The organism is Halorussus vallis, assembly GCF_024138165.1.
Lineage (GTDB): Archaea > Halobacteriota > Halobacteria > Halobacteriales > Haladaptataceae > Halorussus > Halorussus vallis.
In genome coordinates this window covers 1,277,176-1,301,359 of sequence record NZ_CP100000.1, presented here as the reverse complement: position 1 = coordinate 1,301,359, position 24,184 = coordinate 1,277,176, and the positions used below count along the sequence as shown (strand labels likewise).

23 protein-coding genes are annotated in these 24,184 nt (G+C 67.2%); 12 read left to right on the top strand and 11 right to left on the bottom strand.

Annotated features, from left to right (window positions below; genetic code table 11):
* Nucleotides 1-24 precede the first annotated feature (24 nt).
* The 3 genes from NGM07_RS06780 to NGM07_RS06770 all read right to left on the bottom strand — a co-directional run bounded on the left by NGM07_RS06780 (nt 25) and on the right by NGM07_RS06770 (nt 2,787).
* On the bottom strand, nt 25-633 hold the full coding sequence (locus tag NGM07_RS06780) for a molybdenum cofactor guanylyltransferase (protein ID WP_253518694.1): 609 nt from the start codon (nt 631-633) through the stop codon (nt 25-27).
* 108 nt (nt 634-741) lie between these two features.
* Complete coding sequence (locus NGM07_RS06775; protein WP_253518692.1) at nt 742-2,031, bottom strand: helix-turn-helix transcriptional regulator; 1,290 nt, start codon at nt 2,029-2,031, stop codon at nt 742-744.
* Between the two features lie 150 nt (nt 2,032-2,181).
* Nucleotides 2,182-2,787, bottom strand: coding sequence for a DUF7344 domain-containing protein (locus NGM07_RS06770; protein ID WP_253518691.1), 606 nt, complete (start codon nt 2,785-2,787; stop codon nt 2,182-2,184).
* 370 nt (nt 2,788-3,157) lie between these two features.
* On the opposite strand from NGM07_RS06770, the gene NGM07_RS06765 reads away from it, so the two are divergent.
* A complete protein-coding gene (locus NGM07_RS06765; RefSeq protein ID WP_253518689.1) occupies nt 3,158-3,931 on the top strand; it encodes an HAD-IIA family hydrolase in 774 nt (257 codons plus the stop codon).
* Between the two features lie 37 nt (nt 3,932-3,968).
* On the opposite strand, the gene NGM07_RS06760 is transcribed toward NGM07_RS06765, so the two are convergent.
* Entirely contained in the window at nt 3,969-4,349 is a 381-nt protein-coding gene (locus NGM07_RS06760) for a 2Fe-2S iron-sulfur cluster-binding protein (protein WP_253518687.1), read from the bottom strand.
* Between the two features lie 447 nt (nt 4,350-4,796).
* On the opposite strand from NGM07_RS06760, the gene NGM07_RS06755 reads away from it, so the two are divergent.
* Nucleotides 4,797-4,997: a DUF7996 family protein gene (locus NGM07_RS06755; RefSeq protein ID WP_253518685.1), complete on the top strand. Its 201-nt coding sequence runs from the start codon at nt 4,797-4,799 to the stop codon at nt 4,995-4,997.
* 52 nt (nt 4,998-5,049) lie between these two features.
* Complete coding sequence (locus tag NGM07_RS06750; protein ID WP_253518683.1) at nt 5,050-5,310, top strand: DUF8006 family protein; 261 nt, start codon at nt 5,050-5,052, stop codon at nt 5,308-5,310.
* Nucleotides 5,311-5,327: 17 nt separating this feature from the next.
* Here NGM07_RS06750 and NGM07_RS06745 read toward each other — a convergent pair whose 3' ends face one another.
* Entirely contained in the window at nt 5,328-6,332 is a 1,005-nt protein-coding gene (locus NGM07_RS06745; protein ID WP_253518680.1) for a succinylglutamate desuccinylase/aspartoacylase family protein, read from the bottom strand.
* A gap of 149 nt (nt 6,333-6,481) precedes the next feature.
* On the opposite strand from NGM07_RS06745, the gene NGM07_RS06740 reads away from it, so the two are divergent.
* From NGM07_RS06740 to NGM07_RS06730, 3 genes are all read left to right on the top strand, one after another.
* Nucleotides 6,482-7,030, top strand: a complete 549-nt coding sequence (locus NGM07_RS06740; protein WP_253518677.1) for a peptidylprolyl isomerase — start codon at nt 6,482-6,484, stop codon at nt 7,028-7,030.
* Nucleotides 7,031-7,209: 179 nt separating this feature from the next.
* Entirely contained in the window at nt 7,210-7,494 is a 285-nt protein-coding gene (locus NGM07_RS06735) for a hypothetical protein (RefSeq protein ID WP_253518674.1), read from the top strand.
* 98 nt (nt 7,495-7,592) lie between these two features.
* Nucleotides 7,593-8,327 (top strand): hypothetical protein, encoded by a 735-nt coding sequence (locus tag NGM07_RS06730; protein ID WP_253518671.1) that lies wholly within the window; start codon nt 7,593-7,595, stop codon nt 8,325-8,327.
* Between the two features lie 138 nt (nt 8,328-8,465).
* Here NGM07_RS06730 and mptA read toward each other — a convergent pair whose 3' ends face one another.
* A complete protein-coding gene (mptA, locus tag NGM07_RS06725) occupies nt 8,466-9,395 on the bottom strand; it encodes a GTP cyclohydrolase MptA (protein WP_253518668.1) in 930 nt (309 codons plus the stop codon).
* Between the two features lie 50 nt (nt 9,396-9,445).
* Nucleotides 9,446-10,294 carry an NAD(+)/NADH kinase gene (locus tag NGM07_RS06720; RefSeq protein ID WP_253518664.1) on the bottom strand — a complete coding sequence of 283 codons (849 nt, stop codon included), beginning with the start codon at nt 10,292-10,294 and terminating at the stop codon, nt 9,446-9,448.
* A 123-nt stretch (nt 10,295-10,417) separates the two neighbouring features.
* On the opposite strand from NGM07_RS06720, the gene NGM07_RS06715 reads away from it, so the two are divergent.
* Nucleotides 10,418-11,584: a KaiC domain-containing protein gene (locus NGM07_RS06715; RefSeq protein ID WP_253518661.1), complete on the top strand. Its 1,167-nt coding sequence runs from the start codon at nt 10,418-10,420 to the stop codon at nt 11,582-11,584.
* Nucleotides 11,585-11,790: 206 nt separating this feature from the next.
* Here NGM07_RS06715 and NGM07_RS06710 read toward each other — a convergent pair whose 3' ends face one another.
* The gene (locus NGM07_RS06710; protein ID WP_253518658.1) at nt 11,791-12,219 is read right to left on the bottom strand and encodes a universal stress protein; all 429 of its coding nucleotides are present in this window, start codon (nt 12,217-12,219) and stop codon (nt 11,791-11,793) included.
* A gap of 171 nt (nt 12,220-12,390) precedes the next feature.
* Nucleotides 12,391-14,400: an ATP-binding protein gene (locus NGM07_RS06705; protein ID WP_253518656.1), complete on the bottom strand. Its 2,010-nt coding sequence runs from the start codon at nt 14,398-14,400 to the stop codon at nt 12,391-12,393.
* A 141-nt stretch (nt 14,401-14,541) separates the two neighbouring features.
* Between NGM07_RS06705 and NGM07_RS06700 the strand changes: the two genes are divergently transcribed.
* Nucleotides 14,542-14,886 (top strand): DUF7113 family protein, encoded by a 345-nt coding sequence (locus NGM07_RS06700; protein ID WP_253518653.1) that lies wholly within the window; start codon nt 14,542-14,544, stop codon nt 14,884-14,886.
* 13 nt (nt 14,887-14,899) lie between these two features.
* Here NGM07_RS06700 and NGM07_RS06695 read toward each other — a convergent pair whose 3' ends face one another.
* Nucleotides 14,900-16,159, bottom strand: coding sequence for a DNA double-strand break repair nuclease NurA (locus tag NGM07_RS06695; protein ID WP_253518650.1), 1,260 nt, complete (start codon nt 16,157-16,159; stop codon nt 14,900-14,902).
* A gap of 581 nt (nt 16,160-16,740) precedes the next feature.
* Here NGM07_RS06695 and gpmI point away from each other — a divergent pair.
* The 3 genes from gpmI to NGM07_RS06680 are packed head-to-tail and all read left to right on the top strand — an operon-like array spanning nt 16,741 to nt 21,327.
* Nucleotides 16,741-18,303 carry a 2,3-bisphosphoglycerate-independent phosphoglycerate mutase gene (gene gpmI, locus NGM07_RS06690; RefSeq protein WP_253518648.1) on the top strand — a complete coding sequence of 521 codons (1,563 nt, stop codon included), beginning with the start codon at nt 16,741-16,743 and terminating at the stop codon, nt 18,301-18,303.
* Between the two features lie 55 nt (nt 18,304-18,358).
* Nucleotides 18,359-18,718, top strand: a complete 360-nt coding sequence (locus NGM07_RS06685; RefSeq protein ID WP_253518646.1) for a hypothetical protein — start codon at nt 18,359-18,361, stop codon at nt 18,716-18,718.
* The gene (locus NGM07_RS06680; protein ID WP_253518644.1) at nt 18,718-21,327 is read left to right on the top strand and encodes a HEAT repeat domain-containing protein; all 2,610 of its coding nucleotides are present in this window, start codon (nt 18,718-18,720) and stop codon (nt 21,325-21,327) included. The genes NGM07_RS06685 and NGM07_RS06680 overlap by 1 nt, the downstream gene beginning before the upstream one ends.
* Nucleotides 21,328-21,336: 9 nt before the next feature.
* On the opposite strand, the gene NGM07_RS06675 is transcribed toward NGM07_RS06680, so the two are convergent.
* Complete coding sequence (locus tag NGM07_RS06675; RefSeq protein ID WP_253518642.1) at nt 21,337-22,902, bottom strand: amidohydrolase; 1,566 nt, start codon at nt 22,900-22,902, stop codon at nt 21,337-21,339.
* Between the two features lie 176 nt (nt 22,903-23,078).
* Here NGM07_RS06675 and NGM07_RS06670 point away from each other — a divergent pair, with 176 nt between their 5' ends.
* On the top strand, nt 23,079-24,152 hold the full coding sequence (locus NGM07_RS06670; protein WP_253518640.1) for a thiamine pyrophosphate-dependent enzyme: 1,074 nt from the start codon (nt 23,079-23,081) through the stop codon (nt 24,150-24,152).
* The last annotated feature ends 32 nt before the right edge of the window (nt 24,153-24,184 follow it).

Here is a 24,184-nt window from a genome sequence, read left to right as displayed (position 1 = left end):
AACGGCGGTCGGTACCGACCCCAATTACAGTCGTTCCGCCGCCGCCTCGAACTCCTCGTGCGTGTTGACGTTCTCGAAGCTCTCGGCGGTCCCGTGCCGGCGAACTTCCTCGTCGTCGACGACGACGTAGTCGAGTTCGAACAGCGGTTCGAGTATCTTGTGCTCGCCGCGTTCGAGCGCGTCCTCGCACGCCGCTGCCATCGGTTCGGCGCGGTAGACTGCATGGGTGGTCTGGAACCATCGGTCGTCCAACCGCGGCACCGCGGCGTCGTGTCCGTCGGCCCGGTCGACGAGGTGTTCGACGAGCGCGGGGTCGACGAACGGCATGTCGCAGGCGACGACGAACGCGTACGTCTCCTCGGCGGCGCGCAGTCCCGTCCGGATGCCGGCCATCGGCCCGCGGTCGGGTTCCTCGTCCTCGGCGAACCGGACCGGCCGCGCGTACCCCTCCAGCGCATCGTCTAACGAGTCCACCTGCTCGCTCCGGCAGTTGACGACCAGTTCGTCGACCAGTCTCTCGATACGGTCGGCGACCCGACGGACCATCGGAACCCCCGCGAGTTCGGCGACGGCCTTGTCTCGGTCGCCGAACCGGGTCGACCGTCCGCCCGCCACGATGACTCCGGCGGTCATGGAAGTGGGTACGTGACGGTCGCTAAAATGTCGTTCCGTTCGCGAACGTACCGTTCGCGAACGCGCCGGACGCGGCGTTCGGACGCCGCGTCCGAACGCCGCGTCCGGTCACTCGTCTTCGCCGTCGTCCCGGCCGTCGCCGTTTGCGTCCTCGTCGTGGGTGCTCCGGGCCGCATCCGGAATCGACCCGTCGAGGTAGATGACGTTCCCGCGGCCGATTCGGAGTTTGTTCACGCGGCCGTTGCGCTCCATCTTCGACAGCAGGCGGCTCACCTTCGACTTCGACCAGTCCATCGCCTCGACGATCTTGGCCTGTTTCATCTGGCCGCCGTTGTCGGAGACGAGTTCGTATATCTTGTCCTCGTCGGTGAGGAGGATGTCGTCGGAGAGCGGCGGTGACGGGTCGTCTGCTCCCTCCTCCTCGGAACTCGACCGGGACGGCGTCGGCGGTCGCTGCGGTCGGGGACCCTCGGGCGACTCGCCCGTTCGAGTCGGCTCGGGCCCCGACGGCGGCGCGGCGGTCGCCGGGTCGTCCGACGCGGCGGCGGGCACGCCGCCCCGCCGCCAGATGAGGACCGCGCCGAGTCCGCCGAGGATGACGATGCCCGCGACGATAGCCACCCGGCGAATCGCGTCCGACTGACCGGCGAGCGTGGTCCCGGACTCCGTCGTGGTCGAACTGGGGGTGGACCGGGTCGTGGTCGTCGGCGCGGTGGGGTCGGTCCCGTCCCGAATCTCCGCGCCGTCGGGTCGACCGTCGCCGTCGCTGTCCTGGCTCTTCGGGTCGGTCTTGTAGACCGTCACTTCCCGTCCGTCCAGGAGGCCGTCCGTGTCGATGTCGGGGTTCGAGAAGTTCAGTCCCTCCTCGACCTCGCGTTCGTTGGAGAGTCCGTCGCCGTCCGGGTCGGCGGTGCGTTTGAGCACCTGATACCGGAGGACGCGCACGTCGAGCGGTTCCCGACCCGAGTCGGCGAACGCCGGCCGGAGTTCGACCAGCGCGCTCCCGTTGGCGAGTTCCCGGTTCGGGACTTCGACGGTGACGCTGGCGTTCGTGCCGTTGGCGACCCGTTCGGCGACGTCGCAACCGATTTGGTCCCCCTTCTCGCCGTTAGAGAGCCCGTACAGACACACGGAGTACGTGGTCTTCTTTCGCTGAGAGTGGAAGTCCACGGTGACCGAGTGCCGCTCTGAGTGCCAGACGTACGCGGTCGCGTTGGTCGTCCGGACGACCGAATCGCCGCTTCGGTTCGTTCCGGTGATCCACACACCCCGCGGGCGCTCGTCGCGCGCCGCGGCGTCGGCTACCGGGGCCCATGCGACGGTCGCCAGGAGGAGGCACGCCAGGAGGGCAACCTTCGCGAGGGAGCGGTCGGTCGGTCGGTTGCTACGTCTCGCCATGTTTGTTGGAGGTCTGCCTGTCTTCGACGGTGGTCAGGGCCACCACTTAGTGGATTCGGCTTCCGCCGATTTCTCGCGGGGACGTTCGCGCGCCGTCGTGCGGTCGGGCGGCGCGGGCGGTTCGGGGGTCGTCGTGGTCGGGCGGCGGGGTTAGCGGTTCGCGCCGTACTGGAAGCCGGCGAACGCGACGAGGAGCGCGCCCATCGTGACGCTCAACACTCGGTTCGAGTACGAGGCGAACTGGGCGAGGTTGAACCAGAGCGTGGTGAGCGCGCCCGCGCCGAACAGCGTGGTCCGGCGCCGCCACGCTTGCCAGCGGTCGCCGACTCGCGCGGCGAACCCGCGCCCGTCGGAGTCGTCGGACTCCTCGTCCGCGCCGCCGGGCGCGTCGTCCAGGTACCGGTCGAACTGGGACGCGGCGGGCGTCCGTTCGACGATACCGCGGCTCTGGTTGTACTCGACGACGCCTGCCTCGTCGAGCTTCGGGAGGTGGGTCTGGTAGAGTCCGATGTAGACGCGCTGGCGCTGGTCGGAGGTCAGCCCCTCGACCGTGGTGTCGTACTCCCACGCCGCGACCTGCTCGGCCATGTCGCGCATCTCGACCGGGCCGTCGTGGCGGGCGAGGTACTTCAGCGCGTTCCGACGTCGCTCCGTCTGGAGGAGGTGAAACACTTGGTCGACCGACAGTTCCTCGGTCGTCTCGGATTTCGAACTCGTCGCCGGTTCGTCGGAGGGTGATTGCGTTTCGACGCTCATTGGCCAACTGGAGGCAGACACCGGGTTGATATAAAACGGATTGGCGATAGCAGTGACTTTCAGACTGTTGCAATCCGTTCACGTCTTGCGATTAAACGGTATAAACGGTCCCGAAGTTGGTAAGTAAATCCCGCCTTAAAGACCCCACATACTCCACGCTTCTCGTAGCCCGGCGTTATCGCTAATCTAACCGGTACGTTCTCGTGACACAGAATGACACCCACGCGACCGCGGGCGGCCGGTAATTTTCCGTTTCCTGACCGTTTCCGCCGCATCGCCGGCGAGCGGTGGCCGACGAACGCCGACCTCGTCGGCGTTCGTCGGCGCGTCGCCCCCGAGGGTTAAGCGCCGCCGCCCCGTCGATACGTTCGTGACCTTCGGGAACGTAATCCTCGACGTCGACGGGACGCTCGTCCGCGGCGACGAACCGATACCGGGCGCGGCCGACGCCGTCGAGCGCCTGCGCGAGGCGGGCCGGGACGTGTTGCTGTTCTCGAACAACCCGACCCGCGCGCCGGTCGACTACGCCGACTGGCTGGCCGAACTCGGCTTCGCGGTCGCGCCCGAGGAGATCCTCACCTGTGGCGCGGTCACCGCCGACTATCTCGCCGCCGAGTTCCCCGTCTCGCCGACGTTCGTCGTCGGCGAACGCGGCCTGCGGGCGCTCCTCCGCGACCGGGGAATCGACCTCACCTCCGACCCCGACGCCGCCGAGGTGGTCGTCGCCTCGATAGACCGCGAGTTCGACTACGACCGACTGCGCGACGCCCTCTGGGCGCTCGACGGGGCGACGTTCGTCGCGACCGACCCCGACCGGACGATTCCGGCGGTCGACCGACCCGTGCCGGGGTCGGGAGCAATCGTCGCCGCGGTCGGCGGCGCCGCCGACCGCGACCCGGACGCGACGCTCGGCAAACCCTCCGAACGCGCGGGACGGGCGGCGCTCGCGCGGTTGGACGCGGCGCCCGGCGACTGCCTCGTCGTCGGCGACCGACTCGACACCGACCTCGCCATGGGCGAACGCGCCGGCATGCGGACGGCGCTGGTGCTGACCGGCGTGGCGACCAAGGTGGACGCCGAGCAGGCGAGCGCGCCGCCGGATTTCGTCCTCGATTCGGTCGCCGACGTCGACGAACTCCTGTGAAAACGGATACTGTCGTTCGATTAGTCGTTTCGTCCGCTCACTTCTCGCCTTCGGACTCGACCGAGTCCGACCCCGCGTCCCCCGCGTCCCCCTCGTCGTCCTGCTCGACCCTCTGACCCCAGAACCCCGAGTGCTTCACGACCTCGACGTTGTCCCGGACCTTCGTCCGGCACGACAGTCGAAGCCCGGACTCGATTCCGTGGGGCGGCAGCGACAGGCGCTTTCGCTCGTCGTCGTCCATCTCGCTCACCGGGCCGCTGACCTCGACGGCGCACGTGCCGCAGGCGGCCCGGCCCCGGCAGTTGAGATGCCGGCTCGTCCCGTTGTGCGGCGAACTGTCGGCGTCGAGCAACACGTCGCGCAACACCGTGTCGCGCTCGCACTCGATTCGCTGGCCGCGGAATCGGACTGTCGGCATGACGGTCGGTACGAACTCCCCCGTGATACCGGTTAGCATTTCGCTCTCCGCACGGGGACGACTCTCAATAGAGCGATACCGACCGGTACGTTGTCCACTTAGCGAGCTATTTGGGAACGCGGTCGGACCACTCGAACGTGGCGTGCCGCCGCCGTCTCGCCACGGAACGCCTCGAAACGCTCGTCGTGCGAAACGCAGACCCTGTCATCTGCACCATCGCGCACGCCACACGCCAGCCACAGCGTACGTCCGCCACGGCGTACGCGCGCCAGTGTACGCCAGCCACGTCACTGACCAGCCACAGTCGACGCCGCCTCCCGCTCTCTCCCCTCCACCTTCGGGCCGCACGCCGCCTCCGAGCGGTCGCCGCGGCGCGCGACGAACCGAGCGGTTCACTTTGCTCGAACACGTAGCGTCGACCATGACCGAACGTGGAGGCGGTCGCTGATGGGTCGGGCCGAGAAGCTCCGGTTCGGCGCGGCGCTCGCCATCGGGGTGACCGTCCCGGGACTGGCCGACTACGCACTCAGCTCTGCGGGGTACGAGTCGCTCGCGCAGGTCGTCTGGGCGACGGGCTACCTCACCGCGATACTGCTCATCTGGTACATCTGGATTCGGCCGCTCGATTTGCACGGTGCGACCGAGTGACCGCCGTATAGCGGAACTTTAAAGGGTTTTTCGGGTCGAGTTTCGAACAACGATGATCGAGTTCGTCCCACTGCCCCTCATCGACGACTTCCTGATCAAGTACAACATCGGGCAGGCGCTGCTGCTGCTGTTCATCCTCTCGGTGCTGGCGGCGCTCCCGCTCGGTTCCCGGAAACTGCTGTCGATCAACTCCATCGTGTTCGGCCTCCTCTTCGTGGTGACGCCCGCGACCCTCGCGCCGCTTCACTACAAGTTCCTCGGCCTCGCGCTCCTCATCGTCGCGCCCCTGCTGTACGTCACCGCGCGTCGGTGAACGACGCCAGCGACGAACTACTCATCTCGTTCTAACGCGACGTTCGCCAGTTTCTCGCCGCCCGTGACGGTCGCCTCCCTGGTCAGCGCGTAGAGGATTCCGTCGCGGTCGGCCTCGACGATCTGGAGCGTCTCGAACGTCGTCGGGTCGTAGACGGTCCCGAGTCGGTCGCCCGCCTCGACGCGCTGGCCGACCGCCCGGTCGGGGTCGGCCCGGAACAGGCCTGCGTCGTCGGTCGTGACCCTGCCGAGGTGGTTGCGGGCCAGCGTCGGCGTCCCGTTCGGTTCGGGGTCGTCCGCGAGCGCGCCGAGGTGCCGGAGGACGTTCAGCACCCCCGTCACGCCGGTTTCGACCGCGCTCTCGACGAACTGCTTGTTGTGTGCGAGCTCGGGCGTGATGGTCGGGATGTCCTCGCGGGCGGCCGTCACCCGGAGTTTCCCGTCGAAGGCGCGGTCGGCCCACTCCGCGTCCGCGTCCTCGCCCATCGGTTCGGAGAGGAGCAGGTCGGTGCCGAACGCCTCCGCCAGCGCGCGCGACTCGGCGTGGCCCTCGGTGAACACCACGTGGGGGAGCATGTCGGGACTCCCGGTGTGGAGGTCGACGACGGCGTCGGCGGCGCCGGCGTACTCCCAGAGGCGAGCCGCCATCCGCTCGTGGAGCGTCCCCTCCGCGTCGCCCGGCCAGACCCGGTTCATGTTCGGGTTAACGCTGTCGAGTTGCTCGGGCGTGGTGTACGACACCCGGTCGAACGTCAGCGGGTCGGCGACCGGAACCGTCACGACCGTCCCCGAGAGCGCCGGGTCTTCGTCCGTGAACCGCTCGTGAATCCGGCGAAGAACCTCGGTGCCGTTTATCTCGCGGCCGTGCTGGGCGGCCTGGACGTAGACGGTCGGGTCGTCGCCGCCTTTCCCGTCACCGCTTCCCCCGTCGCCGTCTCTCCCCCGGTAGGTGTGGACGGTCGTCGAAACCTCCACGCCGGAGGGAAGTCGCGCCAGCGCGACGCGCTCGCTGTCGTGTTCCATGGTGCGAAGGTGTGGCCCGCGACGGTCAACGCTTTCGGCGCGGACAGTTCCGGTCGGTCCCCGTGCAGTCGCTCGCCGACGCCAGTCGGCAGGCGCGCTCGCGAGTCGAAGCCAGCACTGTTTTCTACCCGGCGCGCCATCCCGGAACCATGAGCGACAACCCGACCGCGACGCTGCACACGAACCACGGCGACATCGAGGTCCGACTGTTCGCCGACCGCGCGCCAAAGACCGTCGAGAACTTCGTCAACTTGGCAAAACACGACCCCGCCGCGAACGACGACCCCGCCCGCGACACGACCACCTGGGAGGACCCCGAGTCGGGCGAGGTCCGGGGCGACGGCCTCTACGACGGCACCGTCTTCCACCGCATCATCGAGGACTTCATGATTCAGGGCGGCGACCCGACCGGCACCGGCCGGGGCGGTCCTGGCTACCAGTTCGACGACGAGTTCCACGACGAACTCCGCCACGACGACGAGGGCAAACTCTCGATGGCGAACTCCGGGCCGAACACCAACGGGTCGCAGTTCTTCATCACCCTCGGCGCCCAACCGCACCTCGACGACCGCCACGCGGTCTTCGGCGAGGTAACCGACGGGATGGATGTCGTCCGGGAGATCGGTTCGGTCGAAACCGGCCCCAACGACAAGCCGAAGGAGGACGTGGTCCTCGAACGCGTCGAGATTCACGAGTAGTACCCTCTTTTCGGTCGACCGCTTTTCTTCGTCGGGTCGCCGCGCTCCGCTCGTCCTGCTGTGACCCGCGGATCGCTCCAGACTGGCAGACGGAACGGTCGTCGAACGTTTCGGACGTCGGGACGGACCGGGACCGTACTCCGACTTTATATAGCAAGTAAGTATACCTGACAGGTGTTATGGGCGGATTTCAATTGGACTGCGCGTTCTGCGATACGGTGATTCGAGACGCTACCAGCGAACGCGTGAAAGGCCGGAGCAGGACGCACCTCGAAGACGAACACCGCGACGAACTGCTTGCGGAGTTCGCGACCACGTTCCGCGGAAAGAAGTGCCAGAACGGTTGCGGATACGTCTACCCGGTCGGCGTCGACGAAGTCGCGGGCTACGACTGCCCCGACTGCGGTCACGACCACTTCTCGTCGTTCGTCCAGCAGTACCTCTACTGGCAGATAGAAGAGTGAGAGCACCGCCTTGGTCCTCAGAGAAGGAGTGGTCAAAGATTTAACCACCATATTTCATATGACTAGATTTTCTCAGGTCTAACATGGTTCATCATCTGGTGAAACTTATCGGTGGTTTTCTTCGAGGATTGCTCCGCATGTTTCTCGTCCTTCTCTCCCTCTTTTCACTTCTAATCGGTGTTCTCGGCCGTTTCAGAATGTTTGCTAAAATGCCCTCATTCCTGCTTCATCTCGCTGTCTCAATTACTGACCTTCGAGAAATCCGTGATGATATGATGGTTGCCTTTTCGGGTGCAGGGGCAGCGGCTGTTGAACGACATGAAATCGAGGGCTATCCTAAACGGCTTGTATTAGAGGACATCCGCAGACGAGCAAGTGAGGCCACTGTAAGTAACCAACAGAAGTTCGAGATAGGGGAGTTTGGAGCAAGTTGGCTAATCACAGGTGTTGCAATTACTTCTACCCATCAATCATGGGGTGTATTTTGGGCATATGCCCTTGGAGTTGTTACCCTGCTGCTTATCATCTCAGTTAGTGTCCGGATTGCACTCATTGACGCTCTTGCTTATGACAATGTCCCCCACGGTAGTACTGGTGACCTTCTCGCAGTCTGGTTCTGGAATGACTACGTACTTGGTAGTCGTTTTCCGCTACTTATTTTATCCACATTTCAACTCGCCCGTATCGTCGATGAACATCTCTACAATCTCTGTCTGAACGCTCTCACTGTTTCAGCCGAAACCGCAGTCGTTGAGCCAGACGAAAGGATGAGCGTGATATTCTATGCTGAGCTATGGCCTGAATTCACGGACTACCTTGATTCAATACGATAGCCTCTACCGTCTATGCTCTCTGTATTGAATCCGGACAGTGTTTAGGGGGTCTATTTGAAGGAGACGAACCAATTAGAATCGAGAAACGTTGGGCAGCGACCTAACTCCTCCACGGCCACCAAGACCTTCGATTCGGCCTTAGTTGTCTGTCAGCTCTTCTCGGAGCGTCTCCATCTCGGCGACGCGCTCGGCGTGGGCGTTGTGCTGGTGGATGGACTCGTCGTTGCTCTGTTTCATCGTGACCACCGCGTCGTCGGGGAGGTCGGGGAACTCGGTCACGACGCCCTCGGCCATGTCGCGCACGCAGTCCTCGACGAACTTCGCGTTCGCGTGGGCCTGGAAGGTCATGTGGTCCTCGTCGGGGCGCTTGGCGAGGTTGTAGATGCGGGCGCTCATCGAGTCGCGGGCGACCTCCACGAGGTCGCGCAGGTCCACCTCGGGCGCGCCCTCGCTCTCGACGGTGAGGGTGGCGTGACCCCGCTGGGAGTGGCCCGCCTGCGGGACCTCCCGGAGGAACTCGCTGACCTCGGCCTCGCCGACGCCGAGTTCTTCGAGTTTGTCCCGGGCGGTCTGGCTCATCATCCCCTGCGAGCAGGGACAGACCGTCATGCCCGTGACGCGCGCGCCGATCTCCTCGCGGGTGCCGTCCTCGGTGGCGGTCGCGCCCGCGACGATGTCGACGGTCGCCTGCGAGAGGCGCTCGCTCTCGGGCGTCTCGTCCTTGAGCATGTACTCCGCTTCCATGCTGACCTCCGCCTTGGTGGTGTAGTCGTGTTTGTCGAGCAGGCGCTCGGCGGCGTCGCCGCAGACGTCTTCGACGCGGTAGGTGGGTTCGCTCACCGCGTCCTCCAGCGTCTCGTCGATGACCTCCATGTTGCGGCTCATGTCGGCGCCCTTCCGCCAACTCGGGAGGTCGACCAGCACCTCGAACTCGGCGGTCAGCACGATGGGTCGCTTGTCGGGGCGGGCGATCTCGACCAGTTTCTTCACGCCCGTCACGCCGACGCGGTTCAACCCCACCGTCACGTCGGGCTCGGTCGCCTGTACGTCCGGCAGTTGTCCGTCCATTGTCGGGGCGTAGCGGCCGGGCGGGGTTAGTGCTTTCCGTTTCGGCGAACTCAGTCGAGTTTGTCGAGCGCCTCGAAGAAGTCGCTGGAGGGCTCTGCGACCCGGGCCGGTTCGTCGGCCGGCGCGACCGTGATCGTCTGGGGGACGTCGATGGCCTTGCGGGTGCTGTCGGCGCTGATGAAACCGCTCTCGGCGCCCAGCACCTCGATGGTCACCTCGTGGTCGGTGGAGACGACCAGCGGCGGCATCGACTCGGTCGCCGCCATCTCCGTGACGACGAGCGCGTCGGTTTCGGGGTGGACGAGCGGGCCGCCCTCGCTGAGATTGTAGGCCGTGCTTCCGGTCGGCGTGGAGACGAGGATGCCGTCGGCGTGGCCGCTGGCGTAGGCCCGACCGTCGACCAGCAGTTCGTAGTCGACGCCGTTGCCGTGGCCGCGCTGGTGGCCCTGTACGACGATCTCGTTCAACGCGGGGTGAATCTCCCAGTCGCCCTCGCCCGAGGCCTGGAGGCGCGGCGCTTCGCGGGCGGCGATGTCGCCGGTGTCGCGGTAGCGCTCGACCACGCGTTCGACGGTCTCGACCGCCTCGCCGGGCGTGACACCGTTGAGGAACCCGACCTCGCCGAGGTTGACTCCCAGCACGGGCGTCGGGCCGGCCCCGCGGGCCGCGAAGAGGAAGGTCCCGTCGCCGCCGATGGAGACGACGAGGTCGCAGTCGTCCATCTCCTCGACCGCGAGCCCTTCGACCGACGCGGACGCGACCGCCGAGTCGGCGTCCAGCGCCTCCGCCGTCGCCGCGTCGAGCATCACCGTCACGTCCTCGTGCAGCGTCTCGCGAATCCGAGCGGCGAGCGCGGTCGCCTGGGCGTTCCCCTTCTGGGCGACGATACCGACGTTCATCGTTGGCCTTTCTCGGCCGCCGGGCAAAAATCCGCCGGACGCCGAGCGAGTAACATTCAAATGGAGCGGGTTCGACGGGTCGAACATGACTGGACGCGCTCGAACGACCCGGAGGTGGCTCGCGTGAGCGACGACGACTGGTTCGAGCGCGCGCTCCGCGAAGACGATGAGAGCGCGGAAGACGACGAGCGCGGGGAGGCCGAGTCGGCCGAACCGGCCGACTCGGCCGAGGAAGCGAGCGACGACGAGCACACCGAGCCCGACGATTCCGACGGCGGAGACGGCTTCGCAGACGCCGACGCGCCGAGTTTCGACGCCGCCGGAGAAACCGACGCCGGCGACGGTGCTGACACCGGAGGTTTCGCCGACGCAGACCCCTACGACGCCGACGCCGACGGGAACGACCTCTTCGAGGAGGACTTCGCCAGCGCGTTCGCGAACGCCCCGAGCGTCGACGTCGGCGACGATTCGAACGGGGGCGGCGACGCCGCGTTCGGCGCGGGCGCGCAAGCCGGCTTCGGCGGCGGATTCGGCGACGCCGGTCCGGCCGACGAGGACGCGTTCGCGGCCGAGGAGGAGTTCGACTCGGACATCCCGCGCGTGGACGTCGGCATCGAGGGCCTCGACAACATGATCCAAGGCGGGGTGCCCGAGCGGACGCTGATGACCACCATCGGGTCGGCGGGCACCGGCAAGACCACGTTCGGCCTGCAGTTCCTCCACGAGGCGCTCCGGGAGGGCGAGAACGCCGTGTTCATCACCCTCGAGGAGAGCCACGACCGCATCGTCAACACCGCCACCGAGAAGGGCTGGCCGTTCGAGGAGTACGTCGAAGAGGGTCGGCTGGCGGTCATCGACCTCGACCCCATCGAGATGGCGAACAGCCTCACCAGCATCCGCAACGACCTCCCGCGACTGGTCGCGGAGTTCGACGCTTCCCGCCTCGTGCTCGACTCGGTGTCGCTGCTGGAGATGATGTACGACAATCAGGCGACCCGGCGCAACGAGGTGTACGACTTCACCAAGAGCCTCAAGGAGGCGGGCGTGACGACGATGCTCACCAGCGAGGCCAGCGAGGACAACCCCTACGCCTCCCGGCACGGCATCATCGAGTACCTCGTCGACGCGGTGTTCGTCCTCCGGTACATCCGGAGCACCGACGACTTCCGCGAGACGAGGCTGGCGGTCGAGATTCAGAAGATTCGCGACGCCAACCACTCCCGGGAGATAAAACCCTACTCCATCACGAACGAGGGCATCAGCGTCTACCGGCAGGCGAATATCTTCTAACCCACCTTTCGTTCCCACCTTTTTTCTTCGTCGGGTCGCTGATGCGCCGCAAAGCGGCGCATCAGCCACCGCTCCTCGAAAAAATCTGGGCCAAAAAAGGACACGCGACCGAGATGGCCGCGCATCGCGCGGCCATCTCGGTCGCATCTAGCTACCACTGGTGCGGGCGCTTCGCGCCCTGCGGGTCGGTCGTCCGGAGCTTTCGCTTACCGCACCACCGTCACCGGCATCGGCGAGCGCCGGACCACGTTCTCGGCGACGCTCCCGAGCAGGATGCGCGAGACGCCCGAACGGCCGTGGCTCCCCATCACTATCTGGTCGAAGCCCTCGTCCTCGGCGTACTCCACGATGGTCCGGGACGGCCGACCCATCTCCTCGGCGGTGTCGAGGGTCACGCCGTACTCGTCGGCGACCTCCTGGGCCTCCTCGAACAGCGCGTCGGCCTCCTTCTGGGCGTTGTCGTACCACTCCTGGGACCCGCCCGGCATGCCGACCGAGGTGGTGTACCCCGCGTCGATGGGGTCGATGACGTGGATGACGGTGATGTCGTCGTCGGCGAACTCCTCCAGTGCGTGTTCGAGTGCGTGGTCGGACTGGGACGACCCGTCGATGGGGACGAGCACTTTCTTGGCCATGCCCGAAGATAGGCTCTCTATTCGTTTAACCTTTCAGGCAATTCTTGGCGTCCGAGAAGTTTACTCTTCTTTCGGAGATTCTCGCTTCGCTCACTCCGAATCTTCCTACTCGCGGCTTCGCCGCTCGTATTCGGAGATTTGCCGGGGCCGGTTCGGCCCCGGCAAATCTCCCTACTCCCGCCCGTGTTTGGTCACGCACTTCGGAAGCCCGATTATCTCGACCGGTTCGGAGTTGTCCGGCGAGTAGACCACCATCTGGCCCTTCTCCATGTAGGGGACCTTCCCCTCCAGTTCCGCCGGGATGTTGACGCTCTTGATGGCGTCCTCGTCGCCGAGGTTCAGCACGACGGTGGTGTTGACCTGCTTGAACACCGAGTCGGCGATGTCCTGGGGGTCCTGGGTGATGAGAAACAGGCCGAGGCGCTCCTTGCGGCCCTGTTTGGCGGCCTCGGTGAACTTCGTGATGACCTTCCGGGCCTGGACGTTCTCGGCGTCGGTGAGGAAGTTGTGGGCCTCGTCCATCCCGACCACCAGCGGCGTCTCCTTGATGCGACCGTACCGGGGGTCGTTCGAGAGCTTCTCGTCGACGAGCAGGCTGGCCAGCGCCAGCACGACCACTTCGGTCGCCCGCGAGTCGTTTACGTGGTAGGTCGGCACCACCGTCAGGCCGCCGGGCCGGACGAACTTCTTGACCTGGTCGGTGATGGGTCGGGCGTCCTGGTCGAACACGTCGTTGAACGTCGCGCTGATGGCCCGGCGCTTGACCGCGTCGTAGGTCGCCTCGTGGACGTGGCCGCTCTCGTCGAGTTCCTCCCGGAGCGCTGGGTCGTCGACGAAGTCCACGAAGTCGCCGTAGGTGCCCGATTCGCCGTGCGTGTTGAAGAAGCGGTCGAGCAGGAGTCGCAGCGCGTTGTACTGGTTGTCGTTGAGGCTCGCGCCCGCGACCAGCCACGGCCGTCGGCGGACCATCGAGAACGGAATCGTGAACTCGACCTGCTCGGCGCGGTGGTGGTCGGCGGCGTAACTGCTCCGGCCGACCTTCGGGACGAACGCCACGGTGTCGTCGTGGCCGCCGCAGGCGACGCCCTCGCGCTCCCACCGGCGCTCGTCGTCGGGGGTCACGTCGGGGTTGTCGTCGTGCATCTGGGCGTACTCGTCCTGCGGGTCGAACTGGACGACCGCGGCCCGGCGCTCGGCGTCGTCCTCCATGTCGTAGCGGCGCTCCTCACCGAGGAACTGTCGGAGGATGTTCTTCGCGCCGTGGGTCTTGCCCGACCCCGTTCCGCCGGCCACGAGGGTGTGGCGGAAGACCAGCGGGTCGCCGTCCCGATAATCGTCCTTGAGCCGGTAGTCGATGGTCGGGGGTCGCGCCGCCGTCTTCACCTTCTCGCCGCCGACCGAGAGGTGGCCGAGGAAGACGCCGTCGCCCGGCATCTTCAGCCCCGTCTTTATCTCGTCCTTGTCGGCGGCCTCGCGGACCACCGCCTCGGGCTTGGGAACCCGGTCGGTCATCCGGCGCTTGAGTTCGCCGTCGTCGTCGTAGAGCACGGCGACGGGGTCGAGCGTCGCCATGAACTTGTAGTCGGCCTCCTCGATGGAGTCGCGGCGCATCGCTCGCCGGGAGTGAATCTCGGTCGCGTCGTCGCTGTGGAACTCCCGCTGGTACTCCAAAGCGGTGATACGACAGAACAGTTTCTCGCCATCGGGGTAGGGAACCAGCAGATATTTGCCGACCCGGACGTCCTCGCGGTTGTCGGCGGTCACGTACGCCTGGAGGTGGGTCTCCTCGCCGTCCTCGGAGATCCGCAGGCCCTCCGAGGCGGTCAGGGTCCCGATGCCCCGGTCGCTCCCGACGGGGCTGGTCGCCATCTCCTCGAAGCGATCGTCGGTCGCGCCGGAATCCGACGCGTCGGTCGCCGACCCGCCGGCCCCGAAGTCGCCGATGTCGGTACTCGGACCGAACTCGGAGGCGGCATCGTCGTCGGTGGTCGCGCTGGTGTCTGTTTCGGAGGAGGCGGTCGCGGAGGTGTCGGTTTCCGAGGCGTCGGTCGCGGCGTCGCCGGCGCTCGTCTCGGTGGCGTCCGCGTCGCGGGCGGCGGTTTCGGGGGCGTCCGACTCGGCTGTCGCCGAGTCGTCCTCGTCGGTCCCGCCGGACCTGCTGAAGTCGCCGAGGTCAGTCATCGTTCCCCGGCAATGAGCGCATGGGACAAACGCGTTTCCCTCCGGGGGCGAGGTCGGGCCTTCGGGGACGCCTCGGTGTGTGTCTTTCGAAAGACGGCCCGGGCGCGTCCCTTTTACCTTCTCACGCCGTATCGTCGTCCCATGTTACTCATCCGTGGCGAAGCGGGGGGAACCACTCTCACGGGAACGCTCTACGAGCGGGGTGAGCGAGCGCCGCGGTTCAAGGGTGCGCCCGACGAGGACGCCCCGTACGTCTGGGTCTGCGACGAATTCTACGAGGTCGAGAGCGGCGGGACCGTCCAGTTGGTCGAGGGCGAGGAGGTCCACGTGGCCTTCGAGTCGCCGATGCCGCGGGGGTTCGACACCCGCGACCAGGCCGAGGCGGCCGCCCGCGACCACGTCCGGACCCAGTTCGCCCGCATCGGCGTCGACCCCGAGGACGTCGAGATAACCGTCGAGAAGGCCGAGCACGCCGAGCCGAGGTAGTCTTCGCCGTCTATCAGTAGTTTCTGCCCCACCGGACCGCGTTGTAGTTCTCGTCCAACTCCGTGTCGAGCGACCGCTCGAACGACGTGATCAGCGAGTCGACGCTCCCGCGGTCGATGGCGGCGAGGCTGTCGGCCTTGGTGAGCGCCAGCGGCGGCCCGCCCCGAATCGCCACCTCCTTGAGAATCTGGCGCTCGATTCGCTCGCGCATCGCCTCGTCCTCGGTGAACGCCGCGGGCGCTTCGACCTTGAATATCAGATCGCGGCGCGGGTCGTAGACGACGCAGAAGGTCACGCGGTACCGCTCGGGGGCGAGTTCCCGGTCGAGGTGCCGGTTGTTCTCGTCGCTGAAGAACTGGTCGGTCCCCGCGTGGGAGGTGAACCAGTTCGTCAGCGTGAGGTCGTCGGTCAGGCGCTCGAACTCGCCGTCGACCAGTTCCCGGCGTTCGAGCACCTGCGAGAAGAAGCCGGCGTCGTGGGCCCACGGCACGGGTCCGACCGTCGACTTGTCCTTGAGCGTCCGGACGACCGACTTCGCCGAGACGTTCTTGACGAACCCCGCGAGCGGAACTCCCCGCTCGGCGAACGTCTCGACCAGTCGGACGTAGTTGTCAAGGATGCGCATGACGTGGTCGGACTCCTCGAAGAGGTCGGTCAGCGCGGAACTCCGGTAGTACCACCGCAGGACGCCCTTGGGGTAGATGGGTCCGTCGAGCAGCAGGAAATCGGACACGTTCTCGGCGTTGTCCAGCGCGTGGCGACTCTCCGCGAGGTAGAGCGCCAGCGCGTGGACCACGTCCTCCTCGTACTGGCTCTCCGGGAGGTGGGTGTGGACGATTCGGCGCTTGCTCCGCTCGTCGTACTCGTCCCACTCGGTGTCGAAGTTGCGGGAGGTGTCGTTGGAGTGGACCGCCTTCACCACCGTTCGGGAGTTGTGGAGGTCCAGGTCGGAGGGCGTCGCGCTCATGGCGGCGTGGGCCACGTCGAGGACGAGGCCGTTCTTGAACGGCCGGGGGTTGAGCGTCCCCGAGTCGAGGCTGTGCATCGTCGGGAAGGCGTCATCTTCGAGGGCCACCTCCTCGACGCTCACGCGGCGCCGCCGGAGTTCGTCCATCGGTTCGAGGACCTTTCCGCCGTCGTCGTCTCGGAGCGGGTCGAGGTAGTTCTCCCAGACGGTTTCGGCGAACTCCCGGTGGTCGCGGTCCTCGGCGTCGTAGTCGATGTGGTCGGCGAGCCCCGCGATGCCGTCGAAGTGTACGGGGTCGAGGGTCATGGCACTCTCGTCCCGCCCGATGGGGAAAAAGTATTGGGTTCCATCGACCGCGTCGTGGTTGGGTGAGGAGTGGATGCGTCACGGAAACGTCTGGTTGATTACCACCGGATTCAGTACCGACAGACAACGAGAACACTTCGAAAGCCCCCGCCCCTTTCATCCGCCCGGACAGCACCGCACCGCGACAGCCACGCCCTCCCCAACCGACTGCGCTTCTCGGTCGCTTCGCTCGCGCAGACCTCGCACGGAGAAGGCGCGAGATGAACGCGCGCCATGCTGAACGTTCACCCTCGAAACACTCGGTGGACTGGTCCACCGTCGAACGCTCGACTGACTAACCGGCGGGGCGGGACTGAAAGGGGCCGGGCGCTCGCGTTCATTTCAGTCGTCTCAGCGACCCCTATCGGGCGAGCGCCGAAGGCGTGAGCCGGATATGTCGCTGAGCGACCGCGAGCGCCCGGGGGCTTTCTAGCTGTTCTTCACCATCATACCGGCCTTCTCCTCCGATTCTGGAGCCGTCTTTGCCCGCGTATTTCGACGTAAGCGAAGATTAGTTACGCCCCGCTGTCCACGATTCGTCCATGAAGGGCGCGCTGATAGTCCTCGACGGCTGGGGACTCGGGAGCGAAGACGGGGGTCGCAACGCCATCGAAGCCGCCGACACGCCGAACTTCGACCGCTACGCCGCGGAGGGAGCCTACGGCACGCTCGAAGTCACCGGCCGGCGGGTCGGACTCCCGGACGGCCAGATGGGCAACAGCGAGGTCGGCCACCTCAACATCGGCGCCGGACGAGTGGTCAAACAGGAGTACACCCGCATCCAGGACGCCATCGCGAACGGCGAACTCGGCGAGAACGAGGCCATCGATTCGGCGTTCGACTACGCGACCGAGCACGACGGCTGCGTCCACTTCACGGGGCTGGTCAGCGAGGGCGGGGTCCACTCCGACCAGCGCCACCTCTACGCGCTCATCGAACTCGCCGCCGAGCGCGGCGTCGACGCCGTCACCCACGCCTTCACCGACGGACGGGACACCCCGCCGAAGAGCGGCGCGGACTTCCTCACGGCCCTCCAGTCGAAGATCGACGAGTACGGCACGGGCGACGTGGCGACCGTCTCCGGACGCTACTATGCGATGGACCGCGACCAGAACTGGGAGCGCACCCGCCGGGCCTACGACGCCATCGTGAACCGCGAGGCCGAGTGGGAGGCCGAGACGGCGGTCGAGGCGGTCGAGCAGAGCTACGAACGCGGCGACACCGACGAGTTCGTCGAACCCACGCTCGTCGAGGGCGGCCCCGCCCTCTCGGACACCGTCGAGCGAAGCTCGACGAGCAATCGAGGCAAGCTCGATGACGGCGACGCGGTGGTCTTCTTCAACTTCCGGTCGGACCGCGCCCGTCAACTCACCCGGATGCTCGCCGACATCGACCCGGTCTGGGAGTTCGAGACGAACCCGCCCGAGATTCGGCTGGCGACGATGACCGAGTACGACAAGGAGTTCGACCTGCCCGTCGCGTTCGCGCCCCACCAGCCAGAGGACGTCCTCGGCGAGGTGCTCGCCGACGCCGGACTCACCCAGCTTCGCATCGCCGAGTCCGAGAAGTACGCCCACGTCACCTACTTCCTGAACGGCGGGCGCGAGGTGGAGTTCGACGGCGAGATTCGCGAGATAATCGAGAGTCCGGACGTGCCGACCTACGACCGGCAACCGGAGATGAGCGCCGAGGGCGTCACCGACACCGCCATCTCGGTGGTCGAGAGCGACGACCCCGACGTGCTGGTGTTGAACTACGCGAACCCGGACATGGTGGGTCACACCGGCGACTTCGACGCCGCCGTCGAGGCGGTCGAGGCCGTCGACGCTCAACTGGGTCGACTCGTCGAGGTCCTCGAAGACCGCGGCGCCCACGTCCTCATCACCGCGGACCACGGCAACGCCGACGATATGGGGACGCCCGAGAATCCCCACACCGCCCACACCTACAACCCGGTTCCCCTCGTCTACCTCTCGCCCGACGGCGACGGTGCCGGTAGGCACGTCCGCGAGGGCGGCACGCTCGCGGACGTCGCGCCGACGCTCCTCTCGCTCATCGGCGTCGACCAGCCAGCGGCGATGACCGGCGAGAATCTGCTAGAGTAATCGAACCGACGTATCGGGAGAAAGTATATTCGTGTCAGGTTACACGTGGGCGTACATGAGTTCGTGGACCCGAATCACGCTGGAACCGACCGAGGGAACGTCTCTGGAGTCGCTCGAATCGGCGCTCCGGGACGAGACCGTGGACCCGGAGACGTTCGAGCGCGCCGGCACCCTCGTCTGGAAGGAAACCGGTCGCTTCGACCACCGGACGGTGGCCGAACTCGACGTTCCGGCCGAGCGGGCGCTGGTCGTCGCGTCGAACGACACCGTGAACGCCTCCGACGGACACCTCTACGAGCGCCGCGACGGAGCGCTCCGGTTCAGCGACGCGGTGAACGGTGAGGAGTCGTACATGGGTCGTGACGTTCTCGATTACTTCAGCCGAGAACACGGCATCGAGGGGGTGCGCCATTGATGGACCTGCTCGCGGCGTTCGCGGACCGACTGGAATCGGACGCGAGTGAGGGGTCCGCCGACGCGGTTCGACGTCTCGCCGCCGAGCGTCCGGGAACGCTAGCCGAAGCCGTCGAAGCGGTGGCCGAGGACCTCGAATCGGGCGACCCGGACGTCCGAGTTCCGGCATTGCGTCAGATCCACGCCGTTTCACGGGTTTCCGGGGACGCGGTCCAGTCCGTCGCGTTCGAACTGATACCGCATCTGGACGACGAGCGAACGCGGCCCTACGCGGGCGGTGCGCTCCGGGAGGCGCTCGATTCGGCGGGCGAGGTCGTTCCGCCCGTCGAGGAACTCGCCGCTGAACTGTCGACGGAGGGGACTCATCGGCGGACGCTACGGTACCTGTTCTGGGTGAGCAAGACCAGCCCCGGTTCGCTCGAACCGGCGACGGACGCCCTCGTCGACCGCCTCGAAGACGAAGACGAGACCGTGCGGGAGTACGCCGTGAAGACGCTGTACCACGCGAGGCGGAAACTGGACCGACGACTGGACGGAGTGGATCCGACGTTGCTGGAACTCACAGACGACCCGAACCCGGCGGTGCGGGCGAACGCGCTCGCGCTGCTCGGCGAACTCGTCTTCGATACCGAGGACACGCTCGACCGCGGCGCAGCCGAGACGGTCGACGCCGCCGTCTACCACCTGCGCGACGACCGAACGAGCGTTCGCCTCACTGCGACGACGGTGTTGGACCGGGCGGAGCGGTTGACCCGCGCGATGGAACTCGGTCCGGACCGCTGGCGACGCATTGCCGACGCACTCGCGGACGCGTTGGAGGCAGACTCCGAACTCCTGGTTCGTCGCGCGACGAGCCTGATCTGGAGCTTCGCCCGAGAACGCCCAGACGCGTTCCGATTCGCGGTCGACGACCTCTTCGCTTACGTCTCCGAGGACGCCGGTCCGCTCCGGGGCAACGTCATGCGAGCCGTCGCGTCCGTCTCCGAAGACCACCCCGAGGCGCTGGCTCACGCCCTCCCGAGATGCGCGGAGATGGTGGAGGACGCGGTGCTCGTACGGTACGCCGCGTCGGTCGTCGAGAACGTGCTTCGTCACGACCCCGACGACGCCTCCGCCGTCGCGCCGGCCCTGATAGCCGGCCTCGAAACCCCGGACCGTGAGGGTCGCAGGGCGGTCGCACGGGCGCTCGCGGTCGTCGGGCGGGAGCGCTCCGACGAGGCTTCGGAGGCGGTCCGGGCGCTCGCGGCCGCCGACGCCGACGGTGAAATCGGCGACCCGCTCTCGGTGCTCGCGGACGAGGACCCCGAGTTCGTCGGCCGGCGGGTTGCGGGACTCGCCGAGAACCTCCGAGCGGACGGACGCCGCTCCGAGGGATTCCTGCTCGTGCAACTCGCAGAGACCGACCGGCGCACGGTCGAACCCGCGGTGCCGGTGTTGGCCGACCTGTTGGAGAGCCCAGATTCGGACGTCCGCGACCGAGCGGCGGAGACGCTCGGCCGGTTGGGGACGGAGTATCCGGAGACGGTAGTACCCGTCGTCGAACGGATGGCGGGGTCGCTCGACCGACTCGGACGCTTCGAGCGTGCCGACCTCTCGACGGCGATTCGGTCGGTCGCCGAGCGGGACCCGACGCTCGTCTCGGCCGCGGCGGACGATATCGCCGCGCAGTTAGCGACGAGGAACTCGACCGCACGCAGGTCGGTCGCGAGAACGCTATCGCGTCTCGGCGAGGCCGAACCGAGCGTGATTCCGGAGTTCGCGACCCCGCTCGTTGACGTCGATTCCGACGAGTCCGAACGGCCGCTCGCGGTTCTCGGGACCGAACGGCCGGAGTTCGTCCGGTCGGTCCTGGACGACGCCCGCGCGGACCTCCCGGAAGTCGGGCGGGGCACCGCCGAAGGAATCGGCGAACTCGTGGTCGAAGTCGCCGGCACGGACGCGGGTCGGGAACTCGTCGGACCGACGCTCGACGAAGTCGTCCGGCAGGCGTCCGCCGACTCCGAACGCGGGCGTCGGAACGCCGCCATCGCACTCCGTCGCGTCGCCGAGTGGCGGGCCGAACTGGTTACTGACGCCGTCGAACCGCTCGCCGGGCGGTTCGTCGACGGGGAAGAGCGACGCCTGACGAGACGCAACGCGGCCAAGGCCCTCTGCAAACTCGCGTCGGTCGTTCCTCAGGGCGTGGACGACGCCGTCCGTCGTCGGGCCGATTCCGTCGAGTCGCTCGCCCAATCGTTCCCTCGCCGCCGGTCGGACGCGGTCGAAGCGCTTCTCGACCGAGTTGCAGAAACCTCCGAGGAGGAACCGCGGAAGTCGGAAACCGCCACCGACCGGGACCGAACGGAGGAGTCGGACGAAACCGCGGACGCGGACACGGCGACGGATTCCGATGCGGACGACGACTCGCCCGCCGGCCCGCTCGTCGGGTTGAAGGCGGTGCTCGACGAAACCCGTGAGTACTATGCGGACGTTCCGATGACCAAACTTCCCGCGAAACGGCTCGTGGACGTCTACCCCACCGTCGTCGACGCCGTGCGAGAGGCGGAGGTCGAAGGCGAAGAAGGCCGGAACGAAGGTGAAGAAAGCGGAGGAGGCGAAGGTGGCGACTGACCCCCGAACTCACTTGCGGGCGTCGTAGACCACGTCGCCGTCCACGACCGTCAGCGCCACGTCGATGTTCTCGATGTCCTCAGGATGGTCCCACGGCGAGCGCTCCAGGGCCACGAAGTCGGCCTTCTTGCCGACCTCGACGGTGCCGAGACGGTCATCGTCGAACCCGGCGTAGGCCGCCCCGACGGTGTAGGCCCGCAGGGCCTCGGTCACCGAGAGTCGCTGCGCCTCCGATGGGGCGTTGACGGCCTGGTGGACGCCGAACAGCGGGTCCAGGGGCATGCAGTCGCTCCCGAACGCAAGCGGGACGTCGGCGTCGGCGAGGTCGGCGAGGCGGTCGGCTTTCAGCCTGCGCTCGGTGCCGATACGCGACTCGTAGAGACCGTCCTCGCCGACCCACTTCAGGAAGTTCGGTTGCATGGAGGCGACGACGCCAGAGTCGGCGAACCGGTCGAGCGCCTCGTCGGAGACGAGTTCGGCGTGCTCGACCCGGTGGCGGGCCGCGCCGGGGTCGTCGGTCGCCTCGTAGGCGTCGAGCACCGCGTCGACGGCGGCGTCGCCGATGGCGTGGGCGGTGAACTGCAGGCCCTCGGCGTCCGCTCGGCCGACGAACTCCCGGAGTTCCTCGGGCGTCACGACCCACTGGCCGGTTTCGTCTTCGGCGTCCGCGTAGGGTTCCGATAGCTTGGCGGTCCGGCCGCCGAAGCTTCCGTCGGTGAACGATTTGATACCGCCGACGCGGACGAACTCGCTGCCGTGGTTGGTCCGCAGGCCCGTCTCGATCACGGCGTCGAGGTGGTCGGTCCAGTAGTTGAGTCGCACCCGGAGCGCGAGGTCGCCGTCCGCGTCCATCTGGCGGTACACCTCCGGCGCCCGGGACTCCCGGACCATGTCGTGGACGCTCGTGACGCCCTTCCGGTGGGCCTCGCGCTGGGCGGCGTCGAGGAGTTCGCGGGTTTCGGCGGCGTCGGGTTCGATGGCCTCGTAGAGCACGTCGACGGCTTCCTCGACGACGACGCCCGTGGGGTCGCCGCCTTCGGTGCGGACGTCGTCGTCGGGCATCTCGCCGCGGTAGCGGTCGAGCGCCGCACCGTTGACCGCCGCGATGTGCATGTCCTCGCGGAACGCCGCGACCGGGCGCGTCTCGCTCACGCGGTCCAGGTCCTCGCGGGTGAGGTAACGCGAGTCGTCCCAGGTGCTCTCGTCGTAGCCGAAGCCGAGAATCCACTCGTCGCTCCCGCCTCCTCCGTCTTCCGTCTCCTCGGCCAGGTCGGCCAGCAGGTCGACGCAGTCGCCGGGCGAGTCGGCCGCCGAGAGGTCGGCGTGGACGAGCGAGCGACCGAGGTGCTGGAGGTGGGTGTGAGCGTCGACGAACCCCGGAAGCAGGACGCGCCCGCCGAGGTCGACGACCGTCGTCTCGACGCCTTCGAGGAAGTCGACTTCGTACGCCCGGTCGACCCGCACGATTTCGCCGTCTCGAACCGCGACCGCCTCCGCGTCCGGGTCGCCACCGTCGCCGGACGCGAGCGAGTGTACCTTCGCGTTGGTGAGTATGAGGTCTGCCGCCGCTGTCATACCCGAGACGTGCGGGCCGGAGGCGTTAACCGTTGGGGAACCGGCGGCCGGAGCGGTCGGCGTCGGTTCGACGCCGACTTCCGATACGCTTCTGGACGCCGACGGAGGACCCGCGGGCGTCCCGGACGCAAGTGTTACCGGAACCACTATGCGGCGGGCGGGCAAACCGCCCGCGCATGAACCGCATCATCGGCGAGCGAGACCTCTCGGAGACGCGGTTCTCCGAAGAGCAGGCGCGCGAGGTGTACCGCGGGATGGTCCGGGCGCGGGCGTTCGACGAGCGGGCGCTGGCGCTCCAGCGGCGGGGGTGGATGAGCAGTTGGCCGCCGTACAAGGGCCAGGAGGGGTCGCAGGTCGGGGCCGCGCTGGCGATGGACGACGACGACTGGCTCTTTCCCACCTACCGCTCGAACGCGATGCAGATCGCCCGCGACGTGCCGATGAGCGACATCCTGCTCTTCCGGCGGGGTCGCCCCGAGTTCGCCTCGGGTCACGACGTGCCGAACTTCCCGCAGGCGGTCCCCATCGCCACCCAGATTCCCCACGCCGCGGGCGCCGGGATGGCGATGAACTACGAGAAGCGCGTGAAGGGCGACGGAGAGAGCGGAGAGAAGGGCGCGGCACTCTGTTACTTCGGCGACGGCGCGACCAGCGAGGGCGACTTCCACGAGGGCATGAACTTCGCGGGCGTCTTCGACGCGCCGGTCGTCTTCTTCTGCGAGAACAACGAGTGGGCCATCAGCCTCCCGCGTCACCGGCAGACCGCCAGCGAAACCATCGCCGAGAAGGCCCGCGCCTACGGGTTCGAGGGCGTGGAGGTCGACGGCAACGACCCGCTGGCGGTCCGCGAGACGGTCGCCGACGCGCTCGCGAGCGCCCGGGACGGCTCTCCGGTGCTGGTCGAGAGCCTGACCTACCGACAGGGCGCCCACACCACCAGCGACGACCCGAGCCAGTACGAGGACGCCGGCCGGGACCTGCCGTCGTGGCGGACCGCCGACCCGCTCGAACGGTACGAGCGGTACCTCCGCGAACAGGGCGTCATCGACGACGAGTTCGTCGCGGAAGTCGAGGAGGCCGCCGACGCCGAACTCGACGAGGCGGTCGAACGCGCCGAGTCGGTGGCCGAGGCCGACCCCCACGACGTGTTCGACCACGTGTACGCCGAACCCACCGGGCGCCTCCGCGACCAGCGGGCGTGGCTCGACTCGTTCCTCGAAGACCACGACGTGCAGGAAGTCGACGACTGAGTTCGGTCGCGAGAATCCGACTCCTTTCGGGG

Bases quoted from the DNA above. Each gene is read 5' to 3' on its own strand.
- NGM07_RS06780 (WP_253518694.1), bottom strand. From the start codon at position 633: ATGACCGCCGGAGTCATCGTGGCGGGCGGACGGTCGACCCGGTTCGGC.
- NGM07_RS06775 (WP_253518692.1), bottom strand. From the start codon at position 2,031: ATGGCGAGACGTAGCAACCGACCGACCGACCGCTCCCTCGCGAAGGTT.
- NGM07_RS06770 (WP_253518691.1), bottom strand. From the start codon at position 2,787: ATGAGCGTCGAAACGCAATCACCCTCCGACGAACCGGCGACGAGTTCG.
- NGM07_RS06760 (WP_253518687.1), bottom strand. From the start codon at position 4,349: ATGCCGACAGTCCGATTCCGCGGCCAGCGAATCGAGTGCGAGCGCGAC.
- NGM07_RS06755 (WP_253518685.1), top strand. From the start codon at position 4,797: ATGGGTCGGGCCGAGAAGCTCCGGTTCGGCGCGGCGCTCGCCATCGGG.
- NGM07_RS06750 (WP_253518683.1), top strand. From the start codon at position 5,050: ATGATCGAGTTCGTCCCACTGCCCCTCATCGACGACTTCCTGATCAAG.
- NGM07_RS06745 (WP_253518680.1), bottom strand. From the start codon at position 6,332: ATGGAACACGACAGCGAGCGCGTCGCGCTGGCGCGACTTCCCTCCGGC.
- NGM07_RS06740 (WP_253518677.1), top strand. From the start codon at position 6,482: ATGAGCGACAACCCGACCGCGACGCTGCACACGAACCACGGCGACATC.
- NGM07_RS06735 (WP_253518674.1), top strand. From the start codon at position 7,210: ATGGGCGGATTTCAATTGGACTGCGCGTTCTGCGATACGGTGATTCGA.
- mptA (WP_253518668.1), bottom strand. From the start codon at position 9,395: ATGGACGGACAACTGCCGGACGTACAGGCGACCGAGCCCGACGTGACG.
- NGM07_RS06720 (WP_253518664.1), bottom strand. From the start codon at position 10,294: ATGAACGTCGGTATCGTCGCCCAGAAGGGGAACGCCCAGGCGACCGCG.
- NGM07_RS06710 (WP_253518658.1), bottom strand. From the start codon at position 12,219: ATGGCCAAGAAAGTGCTCGTCCCCATCGACGGGTCGTCCCAGTCCGAC.
- NGM07_RS06705 (WP_253518656.1), bottom strand. From the start codon at position 14,400: ATGACTGACCTCGGCGACTTCAGCAGGTCCGGCGGGACCGACGAGGAC.
- NGM07_RS06700 (WP_253518653.1), top strand. From the start codon at position 14,542: ATGTTACTCATCCGTGGCGAAGCGGGGGGAACCACTCTCACGGGAACG.
- NGM07_RS06695 (WP_253518650.1), bottom strand. From the start codon at position 16,159: ATGACCCTCGACCCCGTACACTTCGACGGCATCGCGGGGCTCGCCGAC.
- gpmI (WP_253518648.1), top strand. From the start codon at position 16,741: ATGAAGGGCGCGCTGATAGTCCTCGACGGCTGGGGACTCGGGAGCGAA.
- NGM07_RS06685 (WP_253518646.1), top strand. From the start codon at position 18,359: ATGAGTTCGTGGACCCGAATCACGCTGGAACCGACCGAGGGAACGTCT.
- NGM07_RS06680 (WP_253518644.1), top strand. From the start codon at position 18,718: ATGGACCTGCTCGCGGCGTTCGCGGACCGACTGGAATCGGACGCGAGT.
- NGM07_RS06675 (WP_253518642.1), bottom strand. From the start codon at position 22,902: ATGACAGCGGCGGCAGACCTCATACTCACCAACGCGAAGGTACACTCG.
- NGM07_RS06670 (WP_253518640.1), top strand. From the start codon at position 23,079: ATGAACCGCATCATCGGCGAGCGAGACCTCTCGGAGACGCGGTTCTCC.